This is a genomic window from Pseudovibrio sp. JE062 (assembly GCF_000156235.1).
GTDB lineage: Bacteria > Pseudomonadota > Alphaproteobacteria > Rhizobiales > Stappiaceae > Pseudovibrio.
Window position 1 is genome coordinate 637,382 of the sequence record NZ_DS996806.1, and the last position, 26,096, is coordinate 663,477.

Genomic DNA, 26,096 nt, shown 5'->3' on the forward strand with positions numbered 1-26,096 from the left:
GATGGGCAAGCAGAAGCATGAGCGGACGCTCGCCGACAATGAGGCTAAAGCAGTAGCTCGTATGCTGCGCGTTTCTCCACAGAAACTCAATCTCGTTGCTGCATCGATCCGCGGTAAGAAGGTTGGTACTGCTCTTGCTGACCTGACCTTCTCACGCAAGCGTATCTCTGGCGATGTCAAGAAATGCCTGATGTCTGCTATTGCAAACGCTGAAAACAACCATGATCTCGACGTCGACAACCTTGTCGTCGCCGAGGCATTCGTTGGCAAGGCGCTTGTAATGAAGCGTTTCCAGCCACGTGCCCGTGGTCGTGTAGGACGGATTCTGAAGCCGTTCTCCAACCTGACCATCGTGGTTCGTGAAGTTGAGGAGGCAGCCTGATGGGTCAGAAGATTAATCCAATCGGCCTTCGTCTTGGCATTAACCGGACCTGGGATTCCCGCTGGTTCGCGAGCAAGAACGAATATGGCGATCTTCTTCATGAAGATTTCCGCATTCGCGAGTACCTGCTCAAAGAACTGAAGCAGGCTGCTGTTTCTAAGGTTGTCATCGAACGTCCGCACAAAAAGTGCCGCGTAACTATCCACTCTGGTCGTCCAGGTGTTGTTATCGGTAAAAAAGGTGCAGACATCGAGCGTCTTCGTAAGAAGCTGTCCGCGATGACTAACTCCGAAGTACACCTCAACATTGTTGAAGTGCGCAAGCCGGAAACAGATGCAGCGCTTGTTGCAGCATCTATCGCTCAGCAGCTCGAGCGTCGTGTAGCATTCCGTCGTGCCATGAAGCGTGCAGTTCAGTCTGCAATGCGTCTTGGCGCTCAGGGCATCCGTATTAACTGCGGTGGTCGTCTGGGCGGAGCGGAAATCGCACGTATCGAATGGTACCGTGAAGGTCGCGTGCCACTGCACACTCTTCGTGCAGACATCGACTATGGTACCGCGACTGCACACACCGCTTACGGTGCTTGCGGCGTGAAAGTCTGGATCTTCAAGGGCGAAATCCTTGAGCATGATCCAATGGCTTCCGAACGTCGTGCGACCGAAGGTGGTGGCAAGAGCGAACGCCAAGGTGGCGGTCGTCGTGAGCGCGCAGCATAAGCTGCGCCTCCAACGGCTAAACTAGTTAAGCGAGAGAAAAGCTATGCTGCAACCAAAGCGTACTAAGTTCCGCAAGCAGCACAAGGGCCGCATCCATGGCAACGCCAAGGGTGGTACGGACCTCAATTTCGGCGCCTACGGCCTTAAGGCCATGGAGCCAGAGCGTATCACCGCTCGTCAGATTGAGGCTGCCCGTCGTGCAATGACCCGTTACATGAAGCGTGCGGGTCGCGTGTGGATCAGAATCTTCCCGGATGTTCCTGTATCCTCCAAGCCGGCTGAAGTCCGTATGGGTAAGGGTAAAGGTTCTCCTGAGTACTGGGCGTGCCGGGTTAAACCTGGTCGCATCATGTTCGAAATGGACGGTGTGTCTGAAGAAATTGCTCGTGAAGCAATGCGTCTGGCCGCTGCAAAACTCCCAATTAAGTGCCGGTTCGTCCAGCGCATTGGCGAGTAATCGGACATCGAAAGGAAAAGGCCATGAAGGCTACCGATGTAAGAGCTAAGACCTCTGATGAGCTCAAGGCAAACCTGGAAGAACTGAAAAAAGAACAGTTCAACCTGCGTTTCCAGCGGGCCACCGGTCAGCTCGAAAACACCGCTCGTGTTCGTCAGGTTCGCCGGGACATCGCGCGGATCCAGACAGTACTGCGCGAGAAGCGCGTGTCTGACAACGCATAAGGAGCTAATGATGCCAAAGCGTATTTTGCAGGGTGTCGTTGTTAGCGATGCGAACGAAAAGACAGTAACGGTTAAGGTAGAGCGTCGCTTTACCCACCCATTGCTGAAAAAAGTTGTGCGCCGTACGAAGAAGTATCGTGCACATGACGAAAATAATTCTTACAAGGTTGGCGACACAGTTCAGATTGAAGAGTGTGCTCCAATCTCTAAGAATAAGAAATGGACCGTTGTTTCTTCGGAAGCAGCGAGCTAGTGAACGCATCCAGCATTTCTAATTTTTAGATTGCTGAGAAAGAACAAGGCGACGAGTCATGATTCAGATGCAAACAAACCTCGACGTTGCCGATAACAGCGGTGCGCGTCGTGTCATGTGCATCAAAGTGCTCGGCGGCTCCAAACGGAAGTATGCTGGCGTTGGCGACATCATTGTTGTCTCCGTCAAAGAAGCAATTCCGCGGGGTCGTGTTAAAAAGGGCGACGTGATGAAAGCGGTCGTCGTGCGCACGGCTAAAGACATCCGTCGTGCAGACGGCAGTGTGATCCGCTTCGACCGCAACGCGGCTGTGCTGATCAACAACAACAAAGAACCGATCGGAACACGTATTTTTGGCCCAGTTCCTCGTGAACTGCGTGGCAAGAATCACATGAAGATCATTTCGCTTGCGCCGGAGGTGCTCTGATGCCCGCGAAGATCAAAAAGGGCGACAAGGTCGTCGTAATTGCCGGTCGTGACAAAGGAAAGACTGGGGAAGTTCTCCAGATGATCCCATCCGAAAACCGCGCTGTCGTGCGTGGCGTAAACATGGTGAAACGTCACCAGCGCCAGACCCAGCAGAGCGAGGGTGGCATCATCACAAAGGAAGCTCCAATTCAGCTTTCCAATATTGCCATTGCTGATCCTAAGGATGGCAAGCCGACCCGCGTCGGTTTCACGACTAATGAAGCAGGCAACACTGTACGCGTTGCCAAGCGTTCAGGAGACGTGATTGATGGCTGACGCTACTTACACTCCACGGCTGAAAGCGCACTACAATGATGTAGTGCGTGGCCAGCTTCAGGAGAAGTTTAACTACACCAACCCAATGATGATCCCTTCGGTCGAAAAGATCGTTTTGAACATGGGTGTTGGTGAAGCTGTTGGTGACAGCAAGAAGGCTCGTATCGCTGCTGAAGATCTGAGCTTGATTGCTGGTCAAAAGGCGGTTATTACCCGTGCTAGAAAATCTATCGCGACCTTTAAGGTTCGTGAAGATATGCCACTGGGTACTAAAGTTACACTTCGTCGTAACCAGATGTTCGAATTCATGGATCGTTTGATCACCATCGCGCTTCCGCGCGTACGTGACTTCCGCGGCCTGAATCCGAAGAGCTTCGACGGACGTGGCAACTACGCTATGGGCCTTAAAGAACACATTGTCTTCCCAGAGATTGACTACGATAAAGTAGATCAGATGTGGGGTATGGACATTGTTGTTTGTACCACAGCGAAAACCGATGACGAAGCGCGTGAACTGCTGCGCGCGTTCAACTTCCCGTTCCGCAAATAATAGCGGTATACGGGAAAGGAACGAGGACAGACGATGGCGAAGAAAAGCGCGGTCGAGAAAAACAAGCGGCGCGTAGCTCTTGTTAGCAAGTTTGCTGACAAGCGTGCTGCCCTGAAGGCCATGGCCAAAGACGAGAGCTTGTCCCTTGAGGAGCGTTTCAATGCACGGCTTAAGCTTGCTAAGCTGCCGCGCAATTCCGCGCCTACACGGGTACGCAACCGGTGTGAAGTCACAGGTCGCCCACGCGGTTACTACCGCAAGCTTAAGATGTCGCGTATTGCGCTTCGTGAGTTGGGTTCCCTGGGCAAGATCCCGGGTCTCGTGAAGTCGAGCTGGTAAGGAGTTACTGCTATGTCGATTTCCGATCCAGTCGGGGATATGATCACGCGCATCCGTAATGCGCAGATGCGTCGCAAATCTAAAGTAAGCACACCTGCTTCTAAGTTGCGCGCTCGCATCCTGGACGTTCTGATTTCTGAAGGTTACATCCGCGGTTACACCGCTGTTGACTTCGGTGCAGGCAAGTCCGAACTTGAAATTGAACTGAAGTACTTTGATGGCGAACCAGTGATCCGCACCATTGAGCGCGTATCTAAGCCTGGTCGTCGCGTGTACTCTTCAGTCAAGAACATCCCACACGTTGCAAACGGCTTGGGTGTATCTATTCTGTCAACTCCTCAGGGCGTTATGGCAGACCACGATGCACGTGAGAAAAATGTGGGTGGTGAAGTACTCTGCCGCGTCTTCTGACGCGGCATTGCACGATTTAACAAAATAACAGACAGGTTGATCTTATGTCTCGAATTGGCAAGAAGCCAGTCCCTGTGCCTAGCGGGGTAACGGCAACGATCAACGGCCAGGATGTTATCGTAAAAGGCCCGAAGGGGGAACTCTCCTTCGTGGTCAACGATCTCGTTTCGGTCGAAATGACGGATGATGGTATCCGTCTTGATCCGCGCAACCAGTCCAAGACTGCGCGTTCTATGTGGGGTATGTCCCGCACCATGGTCGCTAACCTCATCACAGGTGTGACCTCCGGCTTCGAAAAGCAGCTGGCGATTACCGGTGTTGGTTACCGTGCACAGGTTCAAGGCAAAACTCTTAATCTTGCTCTTGGTTTCTCTCACGATGTCAAGTTCGACATTCCTGAGGGTGTAGAAATCAAATGCCCGAAGCCGACAGAAATTGTCATCAACGGCATTAACAAGCAGCAGATTGGGCAGGTAGCCGCGAACATTCGTGAATATCGCCCACCTGAGCCATACAAAGGCAAGGGTATTCGTTATGCGGACGAGTTCATCGTTCGTAAAGAAGGCAAGAAGAAGTAACGGTACGGACCATGGCGAATGGAAATTCTTTCGAACGTCGTCGCGCCCGTGTGCGCCGTTCGATCCAAAAGGTAGCGAATGGTCGTCCTCGACTGTCCGTTTTCCGCTCATCCAAGCAGATTTACGCTCAGATCATCGACGATTCCAAGGGTGTGACCCTTGCTTCTGCGTCTACCATTGAGAAAGACGTAAAAGTAGAATACGGCGGCAACAAAGATGCTGCTGCTGTAGTTGGTAAGCTGATTGCTGAACGCGCTATTGCTGCTGGCATTAAAGAAGTCGTGTTTGATCGTGGTGGTTACATCTATCATGGCCGTGTAAAGGCCCTGGCAGATGCTGCACGTGAAGGCGGTCTGAACTTCTGATCGGCGCCTGTAGGTGCTCCTAGAGAACGGGAAACATTATTATGGCGAGACAGGATAATCGGGATCGTGAAGAGCGCGACAGCGAATTTGTCGATAAGCTTGTTCACATCAACCGCGTCGCTAAAGTAGTTAAGGGTGGCCGTCGCTTCGGCTTCGCTGCTCTTGTAGTAGTAGGTGACCAGAAGGGCCGTGTAGGCTTTGGTCACGGTAAGGCTCGCGAAGTGCCTGAAGCCATCCGCAAAGCAACTGAAGCTGCTAAGCGTACTATGGTTCGTGTACCACTTCGTGAAGGTCGTACTCTTCACCACGATGTTGAAGGCCGTCACGGCGCAGGTAAAGTTGTACTTCGTGCAGCTCCTGCTGGTACCGGTATCATTGCTGGTGGTCCAATGCGTGCGGTGTTCGAAACACTTGGTGTTCAGGACGTTGTTGCGAAGTCCCTCGGTACTTCCAACCCGTACAACATGGTTCGTGCAACCTTCGATGCGCTGAAAAAAGAAGACAGCCCGCGTTCTGTTGCAGCACGTCGTGGTCTCAAGGTATCTTCCTTGCAGGCTCGTCGTCGTGACAACGATGATGCGGCACCAGTAAAGGCTGAGGCGTAAGCCTTAGCTTTGCTGACTGAAGAACAAGGGTTAGTGTCATGGCTAATACTGAAAAGACTGTAACAGTCGAACAGATCGGTAGCCCGCTTCGCCGTCCTGCTGATCAGCGCGCAACGCTGGTTGGTCTGGGCCTGAACAAGATGCATCGTCGTCGTACTCTGAAGGACACTCCAGAAGTACGTGGCATGATCCGCAAGGTTCAGCATCTGGTTCGCGTTGTAGACGAAGCATAAGCGGACCGGGAGAACTATCATGAAGCTCAACGAACTCCGGGATAACCCGGGTGCAAGTCAGGATCGTACCCGCGTAGGTCGCGGTATCGGTTCTGGTAAGGGCAAGACCGGTGGCCGTGGTGTCAAAGGTCAGAAGTCCCGTTCGGGTGTTGCTATCAAGGGCTTTGAAGGCGGCCAGATGCCATTGCATCGTCGTCTTCCTAAGCGCGGCTTCACCAACATCTTTGCTAAGGACCTGAACATTGTGTCCTTGGGTCGTGTTCAGACAGCTATCGATGCAGGCAAGCTTGACGCTTCCGCACCGGTTACTGTTGAAGCACTTGTAGCAGCTGGCGTTGTTCGCCGCGTTCTGGATGGCGTTCGTCTGCTGTCCGACGGTGAACTGAAAACCGCTGTAACATTCGAAATTGCTGGCGCTTCCAAAACTGCTGTTGCAGCAGTTGAAAAAGCAGGCGGCAAGGTCGTAATCAAGGAAGGCAAGGCTTAACAGCCTTGTCTTTTTTTCGGGGTGTATCCAAACTGACCGGAGCGCGGAATGGCTTCTGCAGCCGAGCAACTTGCTTCAAACCTTAACTTTTCTGCCTTTGCTAAAGCCGAGGAACTGAAGAAGCGAATCTGGTTCACGCTAGGCGCGCTTTTGGTTTATCGATTCGGAACCTATATCCCTCTGCCTGGAATTAATCCTGACGCGCTCGCACAGGCCTTCGGAAACGTACAGACTGGCATTGTTGGCCTGTTTAATATGTTCTCCGGTGGTGCTGTCGAGCGTATGGCTATTTTTGCCCTCGGCATCATGCCTTACATTTCTGCGTCGATTATCATCCAGCTTATGACTTCCGTTGTTCCTACACTGGAACAGCTGAAGAAAGAGGGTGAGCAGGGCCGGAAAAAAATCAACCAGTACACACGTTTTGGTACAGTGATTCTGGCGACCTTCCAGGCTTACGGAATTTCCGTTGGTCTTGAAGCCGGCACGAACATTGTTATCGATCCGGGCTGGTTCTTCCGTATTGCAACAGTTCTTACCCTTGTTGGTGGTACTATGTTCCTGATGTGGCTGGGTGAGCAAATCACCTCACGCGGCATTGGTAACGGCATTTCTTTGATCATTTTCGCTGGTATTGTTGCCGGGCTTCCTTCTGCGATTGCTTCCACTTTGGAACTTGGTCGTCAGGGTGCTCTTGCAACTCCGATCATTCTGGCAGTTGTTATTCTGTCAGTCGTGGTTATCGGCGTTATCGTATTCATGGAACGTGCACAGCGTCGCTTGCTGATTCAGTACCCACGTCGTCAGCAGGGCAATAAGATGTTTGAGGGGAACACTTCGTTCCTGCCACTCAAACTCAATACGGCAGGTGTTATTCCACCGATTTTTGCAAGCTCCTTGTTGCTGGTACCAGCGACTGTTTCCAGTTTCCAGACCGGTGATTCCACTGGTTCTATGGCGTGGTTGACGACTGTCACTGCGTTGCTGGGTCACGGTCAACCAGCCTACATGGTTCTTTATGCAGCACTAATCATCTTTTTCTGCTTCTTCTACACTGCGATTGTTTTCAATCCGTCGGAGACTGCAGACAACCTCAAGAAGCATGGTGGCTTCATTCCAGGGATCCGTCCAGGCGAACGTACGGCGCAGTACATTGACCATGTGCTAACTCGCATTACGGTTGTCGGTGCAATATACATTACTCTCATTTGTTTGTTGCCAGAGTTCCTGATCTCAGCAACGGGTGTGCCGTTCTACTTCGGTGGTACGTCTCTGCTCATTGTTGTTAGCGTCACCATGGATACCGTTTCTCAGATCCAGGGACACCTTCTTGCTCATCAGTACGAGGGCTTGGTGAAGAAGACGAAGTTGAGGGGGAAACGTAGATGAGATTGATTCTTCTTGGCCCTCCTGGTGCTGGTAAAGGCACTCAGGCAGGTCGACTTGTTGCGGCGCATGGTATTGTTCAGCTTTCGACTGGCGACATGCTTCGTGCAGCTGTAGCGGCTGAAACCGAAGTCGGCTTGAAGGTCAAAGATGTTCTGACACGTGGCGAACTGGTATCTGATGACCTGATTTGCTCCATCATTTCTGATCGTATTGATCAGGCTGATTGCGCAAAAGGTTTTATCCTTGACGGTTTCCCACGCACCATTGCTCAGGCTGACGCTCTTGGCGAACTGCTTGAGAAGAAGAACCAGAGACTTGATGCTGTTGTTCAGCTGAAAGTTGACGAAGGTATCCTTCTTGAACGTATTGAAACCCGTGCTCGTGAGAGTGCTGAGGTGCGTTCCGATGACAATGCAGAGTCTTTGAAGAAGCGTCTTGCAGTGTACAACGAGCAAACAGCTCCTCTCATTCAGTACTACGGTGAGCGGAACATGCTGATGACCGTTGATGGCATGAAGTCCGTTGACGAAGTCGCTGCAGAGATCGATACGATTTTGAGCACGGTTTAATCCGTGCTTTTTGAAGGCAGGCGCTTGCGCTTGCCTTTATAATAAAGTATAGCCGGCGCACATCGACACCATAATCGATTGGCGCCGGTTTTCCTTGGGAAACCGAGGCTGATCTTTTTGCTGTGTGATGGTGCGCCTTCAACCTGCCAGGTTGCTGGTGTGTTATCGGCAAAAAATGGGAGAGGGGACAACCGTTCCCTCGTAATTGGAGAAAATAAACGTGGCACGTATTGCTGGCGTCAACCTTCCGACGAATAAGCGCGTAGTTATCGCGCTGCAGTACATTCATGGCATTGGCGCGAAGTTTGCGCAGGAAATCACCGACAAAGTTGGTATTGCTGCAGAACGTCGTGTTAACGAACTTTCTGACGCAGAAGTTCTGAAAATCCGTGAAGCAATCGACGCTGAGTACACCGTAGAAGGTGATCTTCGTCGTGAAACTGCAATGAACATTAAGCGTCTCATGGACCTTGGTTGCTACCGTGGCCTTCGCCACCGTCGTGGTCTTCCTGTTCGTGGTCAGCGCACTCATACCAACGCTCGTACCCGTAAGGGTCCTGCAAAAGCGATCGCTGGTAAGAAGAAGTAATTAGCCGGTTATCCGGTGGAGCCGCCGCACTACGGCGGTGAAGATATCGAAGTTAGGAAATAGAATGGCTAAAGATTCGACGCGTGTGCGTCGTCGCGAACGGAAGAACATTTCTTCTGGTGTCGCGCATGTGAACTCTACGTTCAACAACACCATGATCACCATCACCGATGCTCAGGGCAACGCGATCTCTTGGTCGTCTGCCGGCGCGCTCGGCTTTAAGGGTTCTCGTAAGTCTACCCCTTATGCTGCACAGGTCGCTGCCGAAGACGCTGGTCGTAAGGCTGCTGAACACGGCATGCGTACTCTCGAAGTAGAAGTACGTGGTCCAGGTTCTGGACGTGAATCCGCTCTGCGTGCGCTTCAGGCTGCAGGTTTCGTTATTACATCTATCCGTGATGTAACTCCGATCCCGCACAACGGTTGCCGTCCACGCAAGCGTCGCCGCGTCTAACAGTTCGTTAGGCAAGTTTTCCACCCAGGCAAGGAATTGTTGGCCATTAGGCCTACGGGATAGCCAGAGGGTATTTAAACGTGACAATTCAGAAAAACTGGCAAGAGCTTATCAAGCCAACCAAACTCGACATTCGTGCTGGCGATGATGCACGCTTCAAAGCTTCTGTGATTGCAGAACCGCTTGAGCGTGGCTACGGCCTTACTCTTGGCAACGCACTGCGCCGCGTTCTGCTGAGCTCCCTTCAGGGTGCTGCAGTGACCGCTGTTCAGATCGATGGCGTTCTCCATGAGTTCTCATCTATTCCTGGCGTTCGTGAAGATGTGACCGACATCATCCTGAACATCAAGGAAGTAGCGCTTCGCATGGAAGGCGAGGGACCAAAGCGCATGGTTCTGCGTAAGCAGGGTCCAGGTGCGGTCTACGCTGGTGACATTGAAACTGTAGGTGACATCGAGGTTCTTAACCCAGGTCTGCTGCTGTGTAACCTTGATGAAGGTGCGGAAGTTCGCATCGAATTCACTGTTAACACCGGCAAGGGTTATGTTCCTGCAGCCGCTAACCGCCCAGAAGACGCTCCAATCGGCCTGATTCCGGTTGACAGCCTGTATTCTCCGGTTAAGAAGGTTTCTTACAAGGTTGAGAACACCCGTGAAGGTCAGGTTCTTGACTATGATAAGCTGACTTTGACTGTTGAAACTGACGGATCTGTGATCCCTGAAGATGCAGTAGCATTTGCTGCTCGTATCCTGCAGGATCAGCTGTCTATCTTCGTTAACTTCGAAGAGCCACAGCGTGAAGTTCAGGAAGATACAGTTGCAGAACTTGCGTTCAACCCAGCACTGCTGAAGAAGGTTGATGAGCTCGAGTTGTCTGTACGTTCGGCAAACTGCCTGAAGAACGACAATATCGTATATATTGGCGATCTCATTCAGAAGACAGAAGCAGAAATGCTTCGCACACCGAACTTCGGTCGTAAGTCTCTCAACGAGATCAAAGAAGTTCTGGCGCAGATGGGCCTGCATCTCGGTATGGAAGTGGCAAACTGGCCACCAGAAAATATCGATGAGCTCGCTAAGCGCTACGAAGACCACCAATATTAAAGGAACAGGAACCGAGTGCTTTGCATGAGGTTCCGGCGGTCTGAAGCAGATCGCAATTGACTTAACAAAGGAGAGGGCCATGCGCCACGGTAAATCCGGCCGCAAGCTCAATCGGACGTCAAGCCACCGTAAAGCGATGTTCGCTAACATGGCAGCTTCGCTCATCCAGCATGAGCAGATTGTAACGACGCTTCCGAAAGCAAAAGAGATGCGTCCAATCATCGAAAAGCTCATCACTCTGGGCAAGCGCGGCGACCTGCATGCACGTCGTCAAGCAATTTCCCAGATCCGCGACACTGCAATGGTATCCAAGCTGTTTGATACCCTCGCAGAGCGTTATGCGGACCGTCAGGGTGGTTACGCTCGCGTACTGAAAGCTGGCTTCCGTCATGGTGACAACGCACCAATGGCTGTTATTGAGCTGGTTGACCGCGACGTAGAAGCTAAAGGCGCTGCAGACCGTGCACGCGTTGAAGCAGAAGAAGCTGCGGAAGCAACTGAAGCTGCTGCATAAGCTTTTCGCATAAGCGATTTTAAAAAGGGTGCCTCCGGGCACCCTTTTTTATTGCCTGAACGAATTTCACCTTGAGGACGCCTGAAATCGAGAATCCTGAAGGGATCACAGGGTCGCGTTAGGGCAGTTTTATCAGGTGGAACGGGATCTGCGTGTGGTGCACACTGTGCGCTAGGCATTGCAACTTAGGCTGGTGGAGAAAGAGACTAGCCGCGTGAAGAAATTCGGCTAAATGGCTTTGGTATTTTAAGATTTCTTCGATTTGAAAAGCATTTTAAATATTTGTTTTAAGCAGAGATTAACACTATAGCCTGACTATGCTCCCAACGTATTACTCGGGGGCTAATATGCGTTCTAAATCTGATGAGAGCGGCTCTGTATCCTCACCAAGAGTCAAAAATTATTTTAATCGTATTGCTGTTCGTCTTCCATTCATCATGGTTGGACTTGCAATTATTGCGAGTGCCGTCGTGGCATTCCTTGGGTATACGCGTGCGGAAAGCGCGCTGACTGAAGCAAGCAAGAAACAGCTGGTTCTTGTGGCTCAGGCTCGTCGGGACACACTCGATGAAAAGCTTGAGCGTGTTGATAGTGATATCAAGCGTCTGGTTAAGAGTAACGCCATGCGCGTTGCGATGACGGACCTGCTGGCATCCATGGACTCTCTGAGCGCTGACAAAGAAGACATCCTTGGCTACTTCCAGAAGAGTGGGTCTTCAGCAGCTGAGCGTTTGCAGTTGACCGGTAACGGTAACAAGACGCTTTATTCCTGGCGCCATGCGGTGGTTCACCCAGATTTCGTAGCCAGTGTCACTGGTGGCGGGTATACGGATATTCTGATCATGGACGCAAATGGTCTGGTGATCTACTCCGCAACCAAGTCCTCAGAGTTTCTTGAGAGTGTGAAAGAAGGAAAGCTTTCTGGATCTCTTTTGAGCCAGGAGTTCAACAAGGCGGCGAAGGCATCCGAAGGCGATGTGATCTATTCTGAGATTGCTCAGTATGAGCCGGATGGAAATTCTGCTTCCCTTCTGATTTCTGCACCCGTGTTTGTCGAAGATTTCAGTCAGGTTGTCTTCAAAGGCGTGATCACTGTTCGTCTGGACTCCTCGTTCTTCGATAGCGTTCTGCAAAATCGTGAGAATATGGGTGAGACTGGTCAGACTTATCTAGCACGCATTGATGGCACCATCCTTTCCAACCAGGCTCTTTCTGATGTTCCAACTGCATTGGTGAAGAAAGACGACCCTGAAGTTGTTGAGAAGGTTGTGGCAGATCTGCGTGCTAACCCAGAAACCAATGTGGGCTTTGCTGAAGTTCAGGAGCAGTTCGTTCTGGCGCTGCCACTTGGCTTTGAGAAGCTGCCAACCGTTATTGTTGCAAAGACTAGTGTGAGCGAAGCACTGGCTGTGGTTCATGCGCTTGCCAAAGAGATCATCATCAGTGGCCTGATCGTTCTGGCTGTTGTTGCTGCGATCGGCATCTTCATGGCACGTAGCCTGTCTACTCCGCTCAATCGTCTGTCCTTCAACCTGAAGCAGATCGCTAACGGTAATCTGGATGTTGAGATCATCTCTGCTCAGCGCAAGGATGAGATCGGTGACATTGGCCGTGCAGTGAAATCCTTCCAGGCTGGTCTGGTTCGTGCAAAAGAGCTGGATGAGAAACAGGAGAGGGAACAGCAAGAACAGGAAGAGCGCGTGAAACGTGTTGATGCTCTCAATGAGAGCTTCGATGTGGGCGTTCGTGATATCCTGACCACTGTGACTGATGCTGGTGGCAATCTGGAAAGCACTGCGAAGAGCATGGCGAGCATTTCAGAGCAGACCAACACTGAAGCGCAGACTGTGTCTTCTGCTTCTGAGCAGTCTCTGATGAACCTTCAGGCTGTGGCTGGTGCTGCTGAAGAGCTTTCTGCAACGGTTGGTGAGATTGACCGTGAGGTTCGTCGTTCCGCTGATGTATCCAAGCAGGCGGCTGAGAAAGCTGCTGCGGCTGAGGTCTCCGTCAACGGTCTGATGGAAGCTGCTCAGCGTATTGGTGAAGTTGTTTCTCTCATCAATGACATTGCTGACCAGACCAACTTGCTGGCGCTGAACGCTACCATTGAGGCTGCACGTGCTGGTGAGGCTGGTAAAGGCTTTGCGGTTGTTGCATCTGAAGTTAAGGGACTTGCGAACCAGACTGGTCAGGCGACTGGCGAGATCAGTGTTCAGATCCAGTCCGTTCAGGCTGAAACCGAGAAGGCTGTTGAAGCCATCAAGGAAATCAGCACTGTTATTGCGGATGTGAATGAAGCGGCCACCGCGATTGCTGGTGCTGTTCAGGAGCAGGCAGTGACCGCAACTGATATCTCCAGCAACATTCAGCAGGTGACTTCCGGTAGTTCTGAAGTGGCTCAGGCCATCACCCGTGTGAGTATGATTGCAAGTGATGCTGGTCATGAAGCGGAGAATGTTCTTGGTGCTGCAAACCAGCTGACCCATCAGTCTGAAGAGCTTAAGGTGATGGTTGAAGAATACCTTGAGAACATCAGAGCAGCTTAACACCTGCCAGTTCTGACTAAGATTAGTGAAGCGCCGGGGAGACCCGGCGTTTTGCGTTTGTGGAGGTATGGGTGATTGGTGCCAAGCAAAATGCCATAAGCTGTAAATCCACATGGAGTTTTCGGGGATACGAGCTGGCTGCCTAAAACCGACAGATTGGCCTTTTCATTTCCATATTGCAGACTTATCTGTAACCTGCTGCTCCCGAATTTTTTGAAAGAAAATCATTTTGACGTGGGGGCTCTTGCCGAAGGGATTTAAGAATGGGTCAAATCAGGAAGTCTGCTGCTCACTTGGTTCTTTGTGCGGTTCTTGGTGCATCTGGCGTGGTTGCGTCACAAGGTGCAGGCGCACTGGCCAATGAGAAGACTGTTCCCACATCACAAGCTGAGATTTCGCTTTCCTTCGCTCCTGTTGTGAAGAAAGTGGCACCAGCGGTGGTGAACGTTTATGCCAGCCGCACTGTTCAGGAACGTCGCAGAGTTTCTCCGTTCTTTGATGACCCGTTCTTCCGCCGTTTCTTTGGTGAGCAATCAGATCGCTTTGCCCCACGCTCGCGCAGCCGTGTTCAGAGTTCTCTGGGCTCTGGTGTAATCGTTTCTGAGGATGGAACGATCATTACCAACCATCACGTGATTGCGGGTGCTGATGAGGTCCGCGTCGCACTTTCTGATCGCCGTGAGTTTGACGCAGACATCATCCTCATGGATGAGCGCACTGACCTTGCTGTGTTGAAGGTGCGAGATCCTGATGGTGCCTTCCCGGTTGTGCCTTTCGCTGATTCTGATGGGCTTGAGGTTGGTGATCTTGTGCTTGCCATTGGTAACCCGTTTGGGGTTGGCCAGACCGTGACGCAGGGTATTGTTTCTGCTGTGGCACGCAATCAGGTGGGTGTCTCTGACTATCAGTTCTTCATTCAAACGGATGCTGCCATCAACCCGGGTAACTCCGGTGGTGCGCTGGTTGATCTGAAAGGGCGTCTGGTTGGTGTGAATACGGCGATCTTCTCTCGCTCCGGTGGTTCCAACGGTATCGGCTTTGCAATCCCAGCCAATATGGTGGAAGTGGTTGCCTCTGCTGCGGATGATGGCGGTATCGTACGCCGCCCATGGGTTGGTACCAGCGTGCAGCCTGTCAGTTCTGATATTGCGGCGAGCCTTGGACTGGAGCGGCCGAGTGGTGTGCTTGTGACGCGTATCCAAGATGGTAGCCCAGCAGACCGTGCTGGGATTCGCGTTGGTGATCTGATCCTTTCTGTTGGTGGCACAGAGGTTGATGATCCGGATGCCTATGGCTATCGCCTTGCCACCAAGAAGGTTGGCGGCACCACCAGTTTTGAGGTGATGCGCGGTGGTGAGCCGTTCATGGTTGAAATCAGCCTGGAGCGTGCGCCGGAAACTGTGGCAAGAGATACACGGGAGATCAAAGGGAACTCGCCATTTACGGGTGTTCGGGTTATGAATCTTTCTCCAGCCGTGGCTGAAGAGCTGCGTATGTACAACGAGTTCTCTGGTGTGGTGATTGCTGATATTCAGGCGCGTAGTAATGCTGCCTATGTCGGCTTTAAACCCGGTGATATCGTGGTTGAGATCAATGGTGCAGAAGTGACAAGCACCAAAGACCTTTCCAAGCTGACAGCCAAGCGTCAGCGTACGTGGAACATCACCTTCAAGCGTGATGGTCAGCTGCGGCAGGTAAGTTTGCGATAATGCAGTCCTGAAGCATCGTTCGCTTCAAGGCTTGCGCAGAGGAATATTGAGAGACCATGAGTGATCTGTTTTCCGCCAATGGGATGGATCAACTGGAAGACAGGCCGCTTGCTGATCGCATGCGGCCTCGTGTTCTGGAGGATGTTGTCGGGCAAGGCCACCTGCTGGGTGAAGATGGTATTTTAAGCCGTATGCTGCGTTCCGGCTCTCTTGGGTCTCTTATCTTCTGGGGGCCTCCGGGGACTGGTAAGACCACCGTGGCCCGACTGCTTGCTGATGCAACGGATCTGGAGTTTGAACAGATCTCTGCAATCTTTTCCGGTGTTGCGGATCTGAAGAAGTGCTTTGAACGCGCCAAAGGACGTCGGATCTCAAGTAAACGGACATTGCTGTTTGTAGACGAGATTCATCGCTTCAACCGTGCGCAGTTGGATAGCTTTTTGCCTGTGATGGAAGATGGCACCATCACACTGGTTGGGGCGACCACCGAGAACCCAAGCTTTGAGCTGAACGCAGCGTTGCTGTCACGCTCTCATGTGCTCACTTTCCAGTCCCTCAATGAAGATGCGTTGATTGACCTGCTCAAGCGGGCTGAAGAGGAGATGGGCCGCGAGTTGCCTCTGGATGAGGACGCGCGTCTTTCGCTTGTTCGGATGGCCGATGGGGATGGTCGTTCAGCGCTGACATTGGCCGAAGATGTCTGGCGGACAGCTGGTGAGGATGAGGTGTTTGATACTGAACGCCTCGCTGAGGTGGTTCAGCGCCGGGCGCCGATCTACGACAAGACCAAGGATGGTCACTACAATCTCATCTCAGCGCTGCACAAATCCATTCGCGGATCTGATCCGGATGCTGCGCTTTACTGGATGTGCCGCATGCTGGAGGGCGGAGAAGATCCGCTTTACATCATTCGCCGTCTGACGGTGATGGCCTCTGAAGACATTGGCATGGCTGATCCGAATGCGTTGGTGCAGGTGAATGCTGCGCGTCATGCCTATCAGCTGGTTGGTTCTCCGGAAGGGGAGTATGCGCTTGCGCAGGCTGCGGTTTATCTGGCGACGGCTCCAAAATCCAATGCGTCTTATCTGGCCTATAAAGCCGCGCGTATGGATGCGCGGGAGCATGGATCTCTGGTGCCGCCAAAGCATATTCTCAATGCGCCGACGACCATGATGAAGAAGATGGGATACGGTGCGAGCTACCGGTATGACCATGATGAGCCGGATGCGTTCTCTGGTCAGGACTATTTCCCTGAGAAGATGGGTCGGCAGAAGTACTACGAGCCGAATGCTCGTGGGTTTGAGCGCGATATTCAGAAACGCTTGAGCTATTGGGATCGATTGAGAAAAGAACGCGGCAACCAGTAAGGCTGGCCACTTGTTTTAGCGAGGGCCAAAAGCACTTTGCAGGCAAACACATAAACTACACGTAACTTTGTTTGGGTTTCCCGTTTGCAATCGGGCATCCTTCTTCGCACACTGACATGAAAGAGAATCTGGTGTGTGGAATGAGGCAGCTTGAACTGAGACTTGGACTGGTGCTGTATGGCGGGGTTTCGCTTGCCATTTATATGCACGGCGTTACTCGTGAGCTGCTCAACCTGCAACGTGCCTCCCATGCTTTGCACCAGTTCCGCCGCGACCGTGAGCGCGGTGTGGAGAGCGACGTTGAGCTGGAAGGCTCCGCGAAATCCTACTTTGATCTTCTGGAGAGCTTTGGTCCGCAGCTGGATCTGCGGGTTGTGATTGACGCCATCTCGGGCGCTTCCGCTGGTGGTGTCAATGCCATCATGCTGGCACGGGCGCTGGCGCATGATCTTCCACTCAAGCACCACAGTGATTTGTGGCTGTCGCTTGCTGATGTGGACAAGCTGGCCAATGAAACCTCCGGGGTAAGCAAGCATGCCAAACGTGTGCTGGCGCCTATTCTGGATAAGCTGCTGGTGTTTCTCGGCACCGATGTTCCGCACAACAAAGAGACGCGTACCAAGCTGCGGGATTTCATCAGCTCCCGCTGGTTTACGCCTCCGTTTTCAGGGGAACGGTACTCCGGTTGGCTGGTAGATGCCTGCCGTGCCATGGATGAGTATGATCGCGGTGAGACCCTGATCCCTTTTGGGCAGCGGTTGGAGTTATTCGTTACGCTGACGGATTTTCACGGTGTGTTGCGCCGGATTGCGCTGCATGATCCTGAGTTCATTGAGGAGCTGGATCACCGACGGATCGTGAACTTCAATGCCATCCATCGTGTTTCCAGTGGGTTGCACAGCCAGATGAGCGCGGAGTGCATTCCCGATCTGGTGTTTGCTGCTCGGGCGACCTCCAGCTTTCCCGGTGCTTTCCCGCCCATGAGTGCGGCGGAGATGGATGGAGTGCTGGAGCGCCAAGGTTTGGAATGGAGTGGGCGTGAGGCGTTCATGACGAATGTGCTTCATGCCAACTGTGATGCGGAAGGGGAGCGGATCTTTATCGATGGCTCTCTGGTGATGAACAAGCCTTTTGAGCCGCTTATTGAATCCATTGCGCAGCGACCGGCTGCCCGCGAGGTGGTGCGGCGATTGCTTTATCTGGATCCGTTGCCGTTCTCTCATCGCGATGTGCCGACTGATCCTGAACCTCCGGGGTTCTTCAAAAGCATCTTTGCATCTCTTGCTCACATTCCGCGCAATGAACCGATTGGTGATGAACTGCAGGAGATTGAGCAGATCAACATGAAGGTGCGGCGCATTCAGGAAGTGGCTGATGCAGCTCTGCCTATGGTGCGCCGGGAAGTGCAGAGGTTGCTGGAGAAGCATGGCAGCTTGCCTGAGACAGAGGGTGACTTTTCTGTTGTGCGGCAAGGGGCTGAGCTGAGTGCGATGGAGCAGTCTGGCTTTGCCAATGCCGGATATTTGCAGCTGCGACTGGGGCATCTTGCACACCGGGTTGTTTCTTTGATCTCCAACCTTTCTGGAGTGCAGCAGGAAGGCTGTATTGAGAAAGGGGCGGAGGTCGTTCAGTGGTCCTGGGAGAGCGTTGAAGAGGTTGTGGTCAATGCGCTGACTTTCTCCAAGGAAGAAGAAGGGGAGGCGCAACGGGATCAGGCCAAGATCCTCAATGAGCTGAAGAGCCTTGATGTTGACTATCGCATTCGTCAGCTTCGCTTCCTGATCGAGCAGATCAACAAGTTCTACCATCACGAAGAGATTGCTGGTTCTGTTGAGTTTGCCCGTCATCTGGATGTGTTCAAACGCGAGCTGTATGGGCAGATTGCCAACTTGCGGAACCGGTGGTCAGAGGAGTTCTACGGCACCGAGACCATTCATCTAGCGACACTGCTCAAAGAGCCGTCTCCGCAATTGGAGACTGTGCGCAAGGTGCTTGGTGTGCTCAGTCTGCGTATGGGGCTCTCTGATCTTGATAAGCTGACAGATTCCATTGTGTTTGAAGGCGTTGGCAAGCTGGGCGATCTGAAAGCTGCACAAGGAATCTTGGAAGGGTACATCGGTTTCCCATTCTTCGACACCAGCATGTTCCCGGTTCAGCAAGCGCTTGATGCGTTTGAGCTGCGGAAGATTGAAGTGGGGCGGATCAGCCCTAAGGATGCGCAGCTGTTGAGCCCGGGCGGTGTTGACCTGAAAGGGGCGCAACTGCAGATGTTTGGCGCATTCTTCAATCGTGGATGGCGCGAGCATGATTATCTGTGGGGCCGACTGAACGCAGCTGAGCGTCTGGTGCGGTTGCTGCGAGATGTTTATCAGCAGTGTCACGGTTCAGCCCGTCCCATTGCACCGGGGGATGATATGAACCTGCGGGCGATCTTCCTTGATATACTCGAAGAAGAAGAGGGACATCTGGAGGATCATGCAGAACTGGTGCAGGCGTGCCGTGATAAGGTTGACGAGGTCTTCTCTAAGGGATGTTAGCTACACAGCACTTTGTACAAGACACACTCACCAAAATCCGATAGGGAAGAGGCATGAAAAATCTCATCCTGATTGCACTTGGCGGCGGGGCAGGAGCGGTTTGTCGGCATCTGGTTTCAATGGCCGGCCTACGTCTTCTGGGGCCTTCTTTTCCTTGGGGCACTGTCACCGTAAATATTCTTGGTTCTTTGCTGATGGGGATCTTTGTTGAGGTTCTTGCTCAGCGTCTGAATGCTTCTTCTGAGCTGCGTTATCTGATTGCTACGGGTTTCCTTGGTGGCTTCACCACTTTCTCAACGTTCTCGCTGGATGTGGCGGTGTTGTGGGAGCGGGGAGAGCCGATTGCGACTGTTGCGTATGTGCTGGTTTCGGTGATCCTGTCTGTCTCAGCCTTGTTTGCTGGTCTTTACATCACGCGGCAGGTTCTCGCCTGATTTTGCAAGTTGGCGGCAAAAACTCATAGAAACTTGATGGTTTTTCGTTTTTGACGGGCTGAATCAGCGTGAAAGGCTTGCATGTTTGGGCGGCACCTGCCAAATGAGCGCCAACAGATTTAATAGGAACGGCTGGCGCACCCTTCGTGCTGCCGCCGCGATAAAGGTCAGGACCTTCACTCATGAGTGGCTCCCAGAAAAAAGCAGCGCCTCAGAACAAGGGTGGCAGCCCCGTCAAGATTGAGATGCGCCGCGTTGATGAAGACGACGCAGGCATCCGTCTGGACCGCTGGTTTAAAGAAAATTTCCCTGAACTTGGCTTTGGTCGTTTGCAGAAACTGCTGCGGACAAAACAGGTTCGTGTTGATGGCAAGCGTGCTGAAGCTTCCACTCGTTTGGAAGCTGGACAGGAAATCCGCATTCCACCGCTTGGTGTTGAGCTTGCTGCGGATGACCGCAAAAACGCAAAGCCACGCGCCCGTAAGCTGGTTGACAGTGATCGTGAAGCCATTGAGCAGATGATGCTCTTTGAAGACTCTCATGTCATGGTGCTGAACAAGCCTGCTGGTCTTGCCGTGCAGGGTGGTTCTGGCCTGAAGCGTCACGTGGATGGTATGCTGGACGCGTTCACCAACCAGAAGGGTGACAAGCCGCGTCTGGTTCACCGTCTGGACCGTGAGACCTCTGGTATTTTGCTTGTCGCGAAGACACGCCGTGCAGCGCAGGAGCTGACGAAAGCATTCCGTCACCGCAACACGCGCAAGATCTATTGGGCGATGGTTGCTGGTGTGCCGAAGCCGCGTCAGGGCCGTATCTCGACTTATCTGGCCCGTGATGAGGGTGAAGAGCGCATGCGTGTTGCTCGTCATGGTGATGATGAGGCACAGCACGCAGTCAGCCTTTACAACGTGGTTGAGCAGTCTGGCCAGAAGCTTGCATGGGTGACCCTGAAGCCAGTCACTGGTCGTACGCACCAGCTGCGCGCGCATTCGGCTCATATTGGTCATCCGATCATTGGTGATCCAAAATACTTCAACATCCAGAACTGGGAGCTGCCGGGCGGCATTCAGAACAAGCTGCACTTGCTGGCACGCCGGATTGTTATTCCGCATCCGTCAGGCAATGGTGTGATTGATGTTTCTGCGCCTTTGCCTCCGCATATGCAGCAGACCTGGAACTTGCTTGGTATGGATGTGAAGGACTATGATCCTGAAGTGAATGAACCAGAATAAGTAATAGCAAAATAACGGGCTGATCTTCATGTATCTCATCGTGTTTGACTGCGACGGCACGCTCGCGGATAGCCAAGACAATATCATGATTGGTTTCACCGCAGCATATCGCTCTGTCGATCTGCCGCTGCCATCACGTGATGAGATCCTTGAAACGGTTGGCCTGACGCTGAACATAGCCTTTGAAAAACTGTTGGGCCGGAAAGATCCTGAGCTGATCGAGAGAATGGTCAAAGGATACCAGCAGGTTGTTTGGGAAATGCGCTCTAAGGGACGAGACTATGATCCGCTCTATGAGGGGGCAATTGAGGCTTTGAAAGAGTTGGATGGCCGGGAAGATGTGCTTCTTGGTATCGCAACTGGCAAGCACTCCCGCGGAATGAAGCATCTTATCAGTCTGCATGAACTGGAAGGTGTCTTCACCACAATGCAGACCGCGGATGTTGCGCCGTCCAAGCCAAACCCGGGCATGATTTTTCAGGCGATGAGCGAAACTGGCGTCGATCTTGAAAACACGATTATGATCGGTGATACGACCTTCGATATGCAGATGGCCCGCAATGCAGGCGTTAAATCTGTTGGGGTTACATGGGGTTATCACAGTGCCGACGATGTGAAGAGCGCTGGTGCCACCTATGTCATCGATCACTTTAAGGAACTCATTCCAGTGCTGAGCGAGCACTTCAAGTGGAATAAGGAAGTCGCATAATGCGTGACATTTTTGAGCAGATTGCAGATGACATTGCAAAAGGGCCTGTTGATGCTGTTCAGGCTGCACGTGAGCACACGAAACGAAACCTGCCAAAGCGGTTTTATGAGCGTGTCAGCGTTGAACAGAAAGACGACGTCTATGCTGTTCTGCTGGATGGGCGCTCCATCAAAACGCCGGGACGTAATGCTCTGGTGTTCAAGGATGAAGTGATTGCGGAAGGTGTGGCTGCCGAATGGGAGCTGCAGGAAGAAGAGATTGATCCGGGCACAATGCCACTCACACGCATTGCTCATTCCGCGATTGATGCCGTTGAAGAGAAATTCGCCGACGTTGCAGATGAGATCACCCGTTATGCTGGGAACGACCATCTCTGCTACCGCGCTGACTCTCCTGCTGAACTCGTTGGTCGTCAGACTGCCCAGTGGGATCCTGTTCTGGGCTGGGCGGAGAAGCTGCTTGATGGTCGCTTTAAGCTGGTTGAAGGGATCATGCATGTTGCACAGGATGAGGCTGTGACTGCAGCTTATCGTGCTGAGCTGGACAAGTATGATGCGTTGCAGTTGGCTGCGATCCACACAGTGACATCCATTTGTGGCTCTGCCCTTTTGGCATTGGCACTGGCTGAAAAAGCGTTTGATGCGGACGCTGTCTGGTCCGCTGCTCACGTTGATGAAGATTGGAACATTGAGCAATGGGGACAGGACGAAGAAGCTGCTCGTATTCGCCGGTTCAAGAACGATGAGTTCAATGCTGCTGCTCTTATTCTGGTGGGAGCGCCAGAAGAAAGCTAAGCAGTTTCTGACTGAGATCTGAAGTTTAAAAGCGCAGTCGATAGCTGCGCTTTTTTGTTGGCTGGCTTCTGCATATCGTAGAAAGAAATCAATAGTTTGTAGTATGTGGGCAATGGAATTTTATTTGCCGTGATACTGTCGAATCTGTTCAACTGTGTGCTGCAGCCATCCGGCATAAGAATAATGTTTAAAACGACACATCGCCAAACACGGTCATAATCACAAAAATTGAGGAATTCCGCCGATGAAACATAATGAGAAAGTTATTGAGCGGCTTAATGAGGCTCTGAAGCTGGAGCTTGGTGCCGTCAATCAGTACTGGCTGCATTATCGCCTGCTGGATGACTGGGGCTTTGGCAAACTGGCGCAAAAGGAGCGCGAGGAATCCGTTGAAGAGATGGAACATGCGGACAAGCTGATTGAACGCATCCTCTTCCTTGGTGGTCACCCAAATATGCAGACTGTTGGCGCTCTGAAGATCGGTACAAACCTGAAAGAGGTTCTGGAAGCTGATCTGGCTGGTGAGCATGAAGCGCGCGAATCTTACAAGAAGAGCCGCGAGATCTGTGATGCCGAAGGCGACTATGTTTCCATGAAGCTTTTTGACGATCTTCTGGCAGATGAGGAAGGGCATATCGACTTCCTTGAAACACAGCTTGAGCTTCTTGAGAAGATTGGTGAGCAGCACTACGGTGCGCTGAATGCCAACTCGGCTGATGCGAGCGAATAATCACGCTAACTGATTGCTTTGATTTGAAAGAGCTGCCCATTGGGTGGCTCTTTTTTGTTGGGTTAAAGTTGTTTGCTTCCAGCTAGAGTGCGCGCCATTCGATTGGATTCAATCAAGTGGCAAGAATTCGCAAAAAAAACTTATCCCCCTCATCAATAACGCTCTTAAGCTTGTTCTCGTGCCCACGCATTCGGGCAGGAGTGGACCGTCCGCTCCGTGGCGTGGGCGGGGTTGGGCTACCGGCATGAGGTAACGTATCGTGTCGGGAGGTCCGGTGAAGCGCCATACCCTATTGAGACCACAGTGGTAGTAGGGAGCTTGGGGTCGTTCCGGAGGGCGTCCGGTGGTGGCAGGAAACTGCCGATGGTACAAAAGCGTATCAATGATGCGCAGATGTACCTGTCGCGTCTGTTCGAGAGGGAGCCCGCGTGTTCATGATAAAAGGCCCGGGCGAGGCGAACAGCCAATGCCGAAGAAACATTTCTAACAAGTAGCGCAGGCAGAGCCTGTTCGCCTTGCTCCACCCGTTGAAACGGGAACTCCAATTCTCCAACACCGCCTGTTACCAGCGCGGTGCTATAGGTGCTTTAGAGTGTATTGCCGAACAGTGCCTCCGGTTTCCAATAGGATTACGCGTAAAGCAAAAGTTTAAAGCTTGGCGCGTGAATTTAAATGAATGCGGCATGCTTTAGGCTTCATTAGGAACGATCGGGGATTTGGGTTGGCGGTGTGCCGGGCTGAACTATGTTTATGGGGTCAATACTCGTTTGGGGGACGGTTCTGAACGAGTTGCATTTTCACCTGCATTCCCAAAGGAGCAGTGTTCGCACTGAGATCTCATGAAAGCAAAAGACGGTGTCATTGAACGTTTGAACAAAGCCCTTTCCATGGAGCTCGGGGCTGTCAATCAATACTGGGTGCATTTCCGGCTTCTTGAAGATTGGGGCTATACAAAGCTTGGCAAGAAAGAGCGGGCCGAGTCGATTGAAGAAATGCAGCATGCTGACCGTTTGGTTGAGCGCATTGTGTTTCTGGAAGGCCATCCGAACTTGCAAACCATCGCTCCGCTGCGTATCGGCACATCTGTGAAAGAAGTGCTGGAGGCTGATCTGGCCGGAGAGCGTGAGGCGATTGAGTATTACAGCGAATCCCGTGTCTTCTGTGAGCAGCAGGGGGACTTCGTGACCATGGCACTTTTTGACAGTTTGCTGGCTGATGAAGAAGGACACTGCGATTTTCTTGAGACTCAGTTGGAGCTTCTTGAGCAAATAGGCGAAGAAAAATATGGATTGCTCAATGCGGGCAGTGCGGATGAGGCCGAGTGAGATTTGCTGATTTATCAGCAAAGAAAGCTTGGTTTCCCAAGGGTTATGGCGTGTTGGGTTGAGGTGGTTTGCGGTTGCATCGTAAGAAGCTTCTCAATCCAACGGCTTACTAGTTTTTTTGCTTAGGGGCGTGTTAGGAGATAACTCAGTTAGATTGGGAGCTGAGATATCTTATGAAGGAAGTTCTAGCTGAATTAGAAAAAAGACGTGATGAAGCGCGGCTTGGTGGGGGACAGCGCCGAATTGATGCGCAGCATAAACGCGGAAAACTCACCGCACGAGAGCGCATTGAAATTCTGCTAGATGAAGGTTCCTTCGAAGAATTCGATATGTTCAAGCAGCACCGCTGTACCGAGTTTGGTATGGAGGAGACGCACTTCCCGGGTGATGGCGTTGTTGCTGGTTGGGGTACGGTCAATGGCCGTACGGTTTACCTCTTCTCAAAAGACTTCACCGTATTCGGTGGATCGCTTTCTGAGACCCACGCAGAGAAAATCATGAAGATCCAGGATATGGCGCTGCAGAACCGCGCGCCGATCATTGGTATTTTCGATGCAGGTGGTGCTCGTATTCAGGAAGGTGTTGCGGCACTTGGTGGATACGGTGAGGTGTTCTGGCGCAATATTCAGGCGTCCGGTGTTATTCCGCAGATCTCCGTGATCATGGGTCCATGTGCTGGTGGTGATGTGTATTCCCCAGCCATGACCGATTTCATCTTCATGGTGCGCGATACATCCTACATGTTCGTGACTGGTCCGGATGTTGTGAAGACCGTGACCAATGAGACTGTGACGGCTGAAGAGCTGGGCGGTGCGAGCATTCACACCACCAAGTCTTCTATTGCAGATGGTGCGTTTGATAACGATGTGGAAGCGCTGCTGCAGATCCGCCGTCTGGTGGATTATCTGCCGATGAACAATCAGGCGCCGCTGCCTGAGCTTTCCGTTTATGATGATCCATCTCGTCTGGATGAGAGCCTCAATACGCTGGTGCCGGATAATCCGAACAAGCCTTACGATATGCGTGAGCTTATCCTGAAGACCGTGGATGAGCAGGATTTCTTCGAGATTCAGGAGAGCTTTGCCGGAAACATCATCACGGGCTTTGGCCGTGTTGAAGGGCGTACCGTTGGTATCGTCGCCAACCAGCCAATGGTGCTTGCTGGCGTTCTGGACAGTGATGCGAGCCGTAAAGCTGCACGTTTTGTGCGCTTCTGTGATTGCTTCAACATTCCGCTGGTTACTTTTGTTGATGTTCCGGGCTTCCTGCCGGGTACAGCGCAGGAATATGGCGGGTTGATCAAGCATGGCGCAAAACTGCTGTTTGCTTATGGTGAGGCGACTGTTCCGAAGATCACTGTGATCACGCGTAAGGCTTACGGTGGCGCTTATGACGTGATGAGCTCCAAGCACATCCGTGGCGATGTGAACTACGCTTGGCCATCTGCTGAGATCGCTGTGATGGGCGCGAAAGGTGCGGTTGAGATCCTGTATCGCAATGAACTGGATGATCCTGAGAAGATTGCCGAGCGGACAAAGGATTATGAAGACCGGTTTGCGAACCCGTTTGTGGCTGCAGAGCGTGGTTACATTGATGAGGTGATCATGCCTCAGTCTACCCGGATGCGGATCTCTCGTGCGCTGGCAATGCTGCGGACCAAGAACCAGCAGATGCCATGGCGTAAGCACGACAATATTCCGCTCTAAGACAGAGCTTGTGATTTCTGAAAAATGAAAACCCCGGCCTTCGTG

At 52.2% G+C, this 26,096-nt stretch carries 33 protein-coding genes; 32 read left to right on the forward strand and 1 reads right to left on the reverse strand.

The window, feature by feature from the left end:
* The first annotated feature begins 1 nt into the window (after position 1).
* The 26 genes from rplV (at position 2) to crcB (ending at position 19,555) form a co-directional block, all read left to right on the forward strand.
* Positions 2-382: a 50S ribosomal protein L22 gene (rplV, locus tag PJE062_RS07250; protein WP_008547759.1), complete on the forward strand. Its 381-nt coding sequence runs from the start codon at positions 2-4 to the stop codon at positions 380-382.
* Positions 382-1,098 carry a 30S ribosomal protein S3 gene (rpsC, locus tag PJE062_RS07255; protein ID WP_008548029.1) on the forward strand — a complete coding sequence of 239 codons (717 nt, stop codon included), beginning with the start codon at positions 382-384 and terminating at the stop codon, positions 1,096-1,098. Before rplV ends, rpsC begins: the two co-directional genes overlap by 1 nt.
* Positions 1,099-1,141: 43 nt before the next feature.
* Positions 1,142-1,555, forward strand: a complete 414-nt coding sequence (gene rplP, locus PJE062_RS07260; protein ID WP_008547866.1) for a 50S ribosomal protein L16 — start codon at positions 1,142-1,144, stop codon at positions 1,553-1,555.
* Positions 1,556-1,578: 23 nt separating this feature from the next.
* The gene (gene rpmC / locus PJE062_RS07265) at positions 1,579-1,779 is read left to right on the forward strand and encodes a 50S ribosomal protein L29 (RefSeq protein WP_008547599.1); all 201 of its coding nucleotides are present in this window, start codon (positions 1,579-1,581) and stop codon (positions 1,777-1,779) included.
* A 10-nt stretch (positions 1,780-1,789) separates the two neighbouring features.
* Positions 1,790-2,032: a 30S ribosomal protein S17 gene (rpsQ, locus tag PJE062_RS07270; RefSeq protein WP_037036314.1), complete on the forward strand. Its 243-nt coding sequence runs from the start codon at positions 1,790-1,792 to the stop codon at positions 2,030-2,032.
* A gap of 58 nt (positions 2,033-2,090) precedes the next feature.
* Positions 2,091-2,459, forward strand: coding sequence for a 50S ribosomal protein L14 (rplN, locus tag PJE062_RS07275; RefSeq protein ID WP_008547447.1), 369 nt, complete (start codon positions 2,091-2,093; stop codon positions 2,457-2,459).
* A complete protein-coding gene (rplX, locus tag PJE062_RS07280; RefSeq protein WP_008547821.1) occupies positions 2,459-2,776 on the forward strand; it encodes a 50S ribosomal protein L24 in 318 nt (105 codons plus the stop codon). Before rplN ends, rplX begins: the two co-directional genes overlap by 1 nt.
* Complete coding sequence (gene rplE, locus PJE062_RS07285; RefSeq protein ID WP_008547749.1) at positions 2,769-3,326, forward strand: 50S ribosomal protein L5; 558 nt, start codon at positions 2,769-2,771, stop codon at positions 3,324-3,326. The genes rplX and rplE overlap by 8 nt, the downstream gene beginning before the upstream one ends.
* A gap of 33 nt (positions 3,327-3,359) precedes the next feature.
* On the forward strand, positions 3,360-3,665 hold the full coding sequence (gene rpsN / locus PJE062_RS07290; RefSeq protein ID WP_008547545.1) for a 30S ribosomal protein S14: 306 nt from the start codon (positions 3,360-3,362) through the stop codon (positions 3,663-3,665).
* Positions 3,666-3,677: 12 nt separating this feature from the next.
* Entirely contained in the window at positions 3,678-4,076 is a 399-nt protein-coding gene (rpsH, locus tag PJE062_RS07295; RefSeq protein WP_008548012.1) for a 30S ribosomal protein S8, read from the forward strand.
* Between the two features lie 44 nt (positions 4,077-4,120).
* Positions 4,121-4,654, forward strand: coding sequence for a 50S ribosomal protein L6 (gene rplF / locus PJE062_RS07300; protein WP_008547719.1), 534 nt, complete (start codon positions 4,121-4,123; stop codon positions 4,652-4,654).
* A gap of 11 nt (positions 4,655-4,665) precedes the next feature.
* Positions 4,666-5,019 carry a 50S ribosomal protein L18 gene (gene rplR / locus PJE062_RS07305; protein WP_008547748.1) on the forward strand — a complete coding sequence of 118 codons (354 nt, stop codon included), beginning with the start codon at positions 4,666-4,668 and terminating at the stop codon, positions 5,017-5,019.
* Between the two features lie 41 nt (positions 5,020-5,060).
* Positions 5,061-5,624 carry a 30S ribosomal protein S5 gene (gene rpsE / locus PJE062_RS07310; RefSeq protein WP_008548041.1) on the forward strand — a complete coding sequence of 188 codons (564 nt, stop codon included), beginning with the start codon at positions 5,061-5,063 and terminating at the stop codon, positions 5,622-5,624.
* A gap of 38 nt (positions 5,625-5,662) precedes the next feature.
* Entirely contained in the window at positions 5,663-5,857 is a 195-nt protein-coding gene (gene rpmD / locus PJE062_RS07315) for a 50S ribosomal protein L30 (RefSeq protein WP_008548093.1), read from the forward strand.
* A gap of 19 nt (positions 5,858-5,876) precedes the next feature.
* Positions 5,877-6,344, forward strand: coding sequence for a 50S ribosomal protein L15 (gene rplO / locus PJE062_RS07320; RefSeq protein WP_008547624.1), 468 nt, complete (start codon positions 5,877-5,879; stop codon positions 6,342-6,344).
* Positions 6,345-6,392: 48 nt separating this feature from the next.
* Positions 6,393-7,733 (forward strand): preprotein translocase subunit SecY, encoded by a 1,341-nt coding sequence (secY, locus tag PJE062_RS07325; RefSeq protein ID WP_008547409.1) that lies wholly within the window; start codon positions 6,393-6,395, stop codon positions 7,731-7,733.
* Positions 7,730-8,302, forward strand: a complete 573-nt coding sequence (locus PJE062_RS07330) for an adenylate kinase (protein WP_008547880.1) — start codon at positions 7,730-7,732, stop codon at positions 8,300-8,302. The genes secY and PJE062_RS07330 overlap by 4 nt, the downstream gene beginning before the upstream one ends.
* Positions 8,303-8,522: 220 nt before the next feature.
* A complete protein-coding gene (gene rpsM / locus PJE062_RS07335) occupies positions 8,523-8,891 on the forward strand; it encodes a 30S ribosomal protein S13 (protein ID WP_008547985.1) in 369 nt (122 codons plus the stop codon).
* A 64-nt stretch (positions 8,892-8,955) separates the two neighbouring features.
* The gene (gene rpsK / locus PJE062_RS07340; RefSeq protein WP_037036234.1) at positions 8,956-9,345 is read left to right on the forward strand and encodes a 30S ribosomal protein S11; all 390 of its coding nucleotides are present in this window, start codon (positions 8,956-8,958) and stop codon (positions 9,343-9,345) included.
* Positions 9,346-9,425: 80 nt separating this feature from the next.
* Positions 9,426-10,448, forward strand: a complete 1,023-nt coding sequence (locus PJE062_RS07345) for a DNA-directed RNA polymerase subunit alpha (protein WP_008547854.1) — start codon at positions 9,426-9,428, stop codon at positions 10,446-10,448.
* 79 nt (positions 10,449-10,527) lie between these two features.
* Complete coding sequence (gene rplQ, locus PJE062_RS07350) at positions 10,528-10,962, forward strand: 50S ribosomal protein L17 (protein ID WP_037036236.1); 435 nt, start codon at positions 10,528-10,530, stop codon at positions 10,960-10,962.
* Between the two features lie 347 nt (positions 10,963-11,309).
* Entirely contained in the window at positions 11,310-13,508 is a 2,199-nt protein-coding gene (locus PJE062_RS07355; protein WP_008547887.1) for a methyl-accepting chemotaxis protein, read from the forward strand.
* A gap of 263 nt (positions 13,509-13,771) precedes the next feature.
* A complete protein-coding gene (locus PJE062_RS07360) occupies positions 13,772-15,217 on the forward strand; it encodes a Do family serine endopeptidase (RefSeq protein ID WP_008547763.1) in 1,446 nt (481 codons plus the stop codon).
* 56 nt (positions 15,218-15,273) lie between these two features.
* Positions 15,274-16,584, forward strand: a complete 1,311-nt coding sequence (locus PJE062_RS07365; protein WP_008547910.1) for a replication-associated recombination protein A — start codon at positions 15,274-15,276, stop codon at positions 16,582-16,584.
* Positions 16,585-16,724: 140 nt separating this feature from the next.
* Entirely contained in the window at positions 16,725-19,121 is a 2,397-nt protein-coding gene (locus tag PJE062_RS07370; RefSeq protein WP_008548161.1) for a patatin-like protein, read from the forward strand.
* Positions 19,122-19,174: 53 nt separating this feature from the next.
* Positions 19,175-19,555 carry a fluoride efflux transporter CrcB gene (gene crcB / locus PJE062_RS07375; protein WP_008547979.1) on the forward strand — a complete coding sequence of 127 codons (381 nt, stop codon included), beginning with the start codon at positions 19,175-19,177 and terminating at the stop codon, positions 19,553-19,555.
* On the opposite strand, the gene PJE062_RS07380 is transcribed toward crcB, so the two are convergent.
* Positions 19,533-19,739 (reverse strand): hypothetical protein, encoded by a 207-nt coding sequence (locus tag PJE062_RS07380; protein WP_037036239.1) that lies wholly within the window; start codon positions 19,737-19,739, stop codon positions 19,533-19,535. The two genes, crcB and PJE062_RS07380, sit on opposite strands and share 23 nt — an antisense overlap.
* Between PJE062_RS07380 and PJE062_RS07385 the strand changes: the two genes are divergently transcribed.
* The 6 genes from PJE062_RS07385 to PJE062_RS07410 all read left to right on the forward strand — a co-directional run bounded on the left by PJE062_RS07385 (position 19,738) and on the right by PJE062_RS07410 (position 26,051).
* The gene (locus tag PJE062_RS07385) at positions 19,738-20,787 is read left to right on the forward strand and encodes an RluA family pseudouridine synthase (RefSeq protein ID WP_008547864.1); all 1,050 of its coding nucleotides are present in this window, start codon (positions 19,738-19,740) and stop codon (positions 20,785-20,787) included. The two genes, PJE062_RS07380 and PJE062_RS07385, sit on opposite strands and share 2 nt — an antisense overlap.
* 28 nt (positions 20,788-20,815) lie before the next feature.
* Positions 20,816-21,496, forward strand: a complete 681-nt coding sequence (locus PJE062_RS07390; RefSeq protein ID WP_008547642.1) for an HAD-IA family hydrolase — start codon at positions 20,816-20,818, stop codon at positions 21,494-21,496.
* Positions 21,496-22,290, forward strand: a complete 795-nt coding sequence (locus tag PJE062_RS07395; protein ID WP_008547986.1) for an ATP12 family chaperone protein — start codon at positions 21,496-21,498, stop codon at positions 22,288-22,290. Before PJE062_RS07390 ends, PJE062_RS07395 begins: the two co-directional genes overlap by 1 nt.
* Before the next feature lie 244 nt (positions 22,291-22,534).
* The gene (gene bfr, locus PJE062_RS07400) at positions 22,535-23,020 is read left to right on the forward strand and encodes a bacterioferritin (protein ID WP_008548065.1); all 486 of its coding nucleotides are present in this window, start codon (positions 22,535-22,537) and stop codon (positions 23,018-23,020) included.
* An 839-nt stretch (positions 23,021-23,859) separates the two neighbouring features.
* Entirely contained in the window at positions 23,860-24,345 is a 486-nt protein-coding gene (gene bfr / locus PJE062_RS07405) for a bacterioferritin (protein ID WP_008547984.1), read from the forward strand.
* 173 nt (positions 24,346-24,518) lie between these two features.
* On the forward strand, positions 24,519-26,051 hold the full coding sequence (locus tag PJE062_RS07410) for an acyl-CoA carboxylase subunit beta (protein WP_008547585.1): 1,533 nt from the start codon (positions 24,519-24,521) through the stop codon (positions 26,049-26,051).
* Positions 26,052-26,096 lie beyond the last annotated feature (45 nt).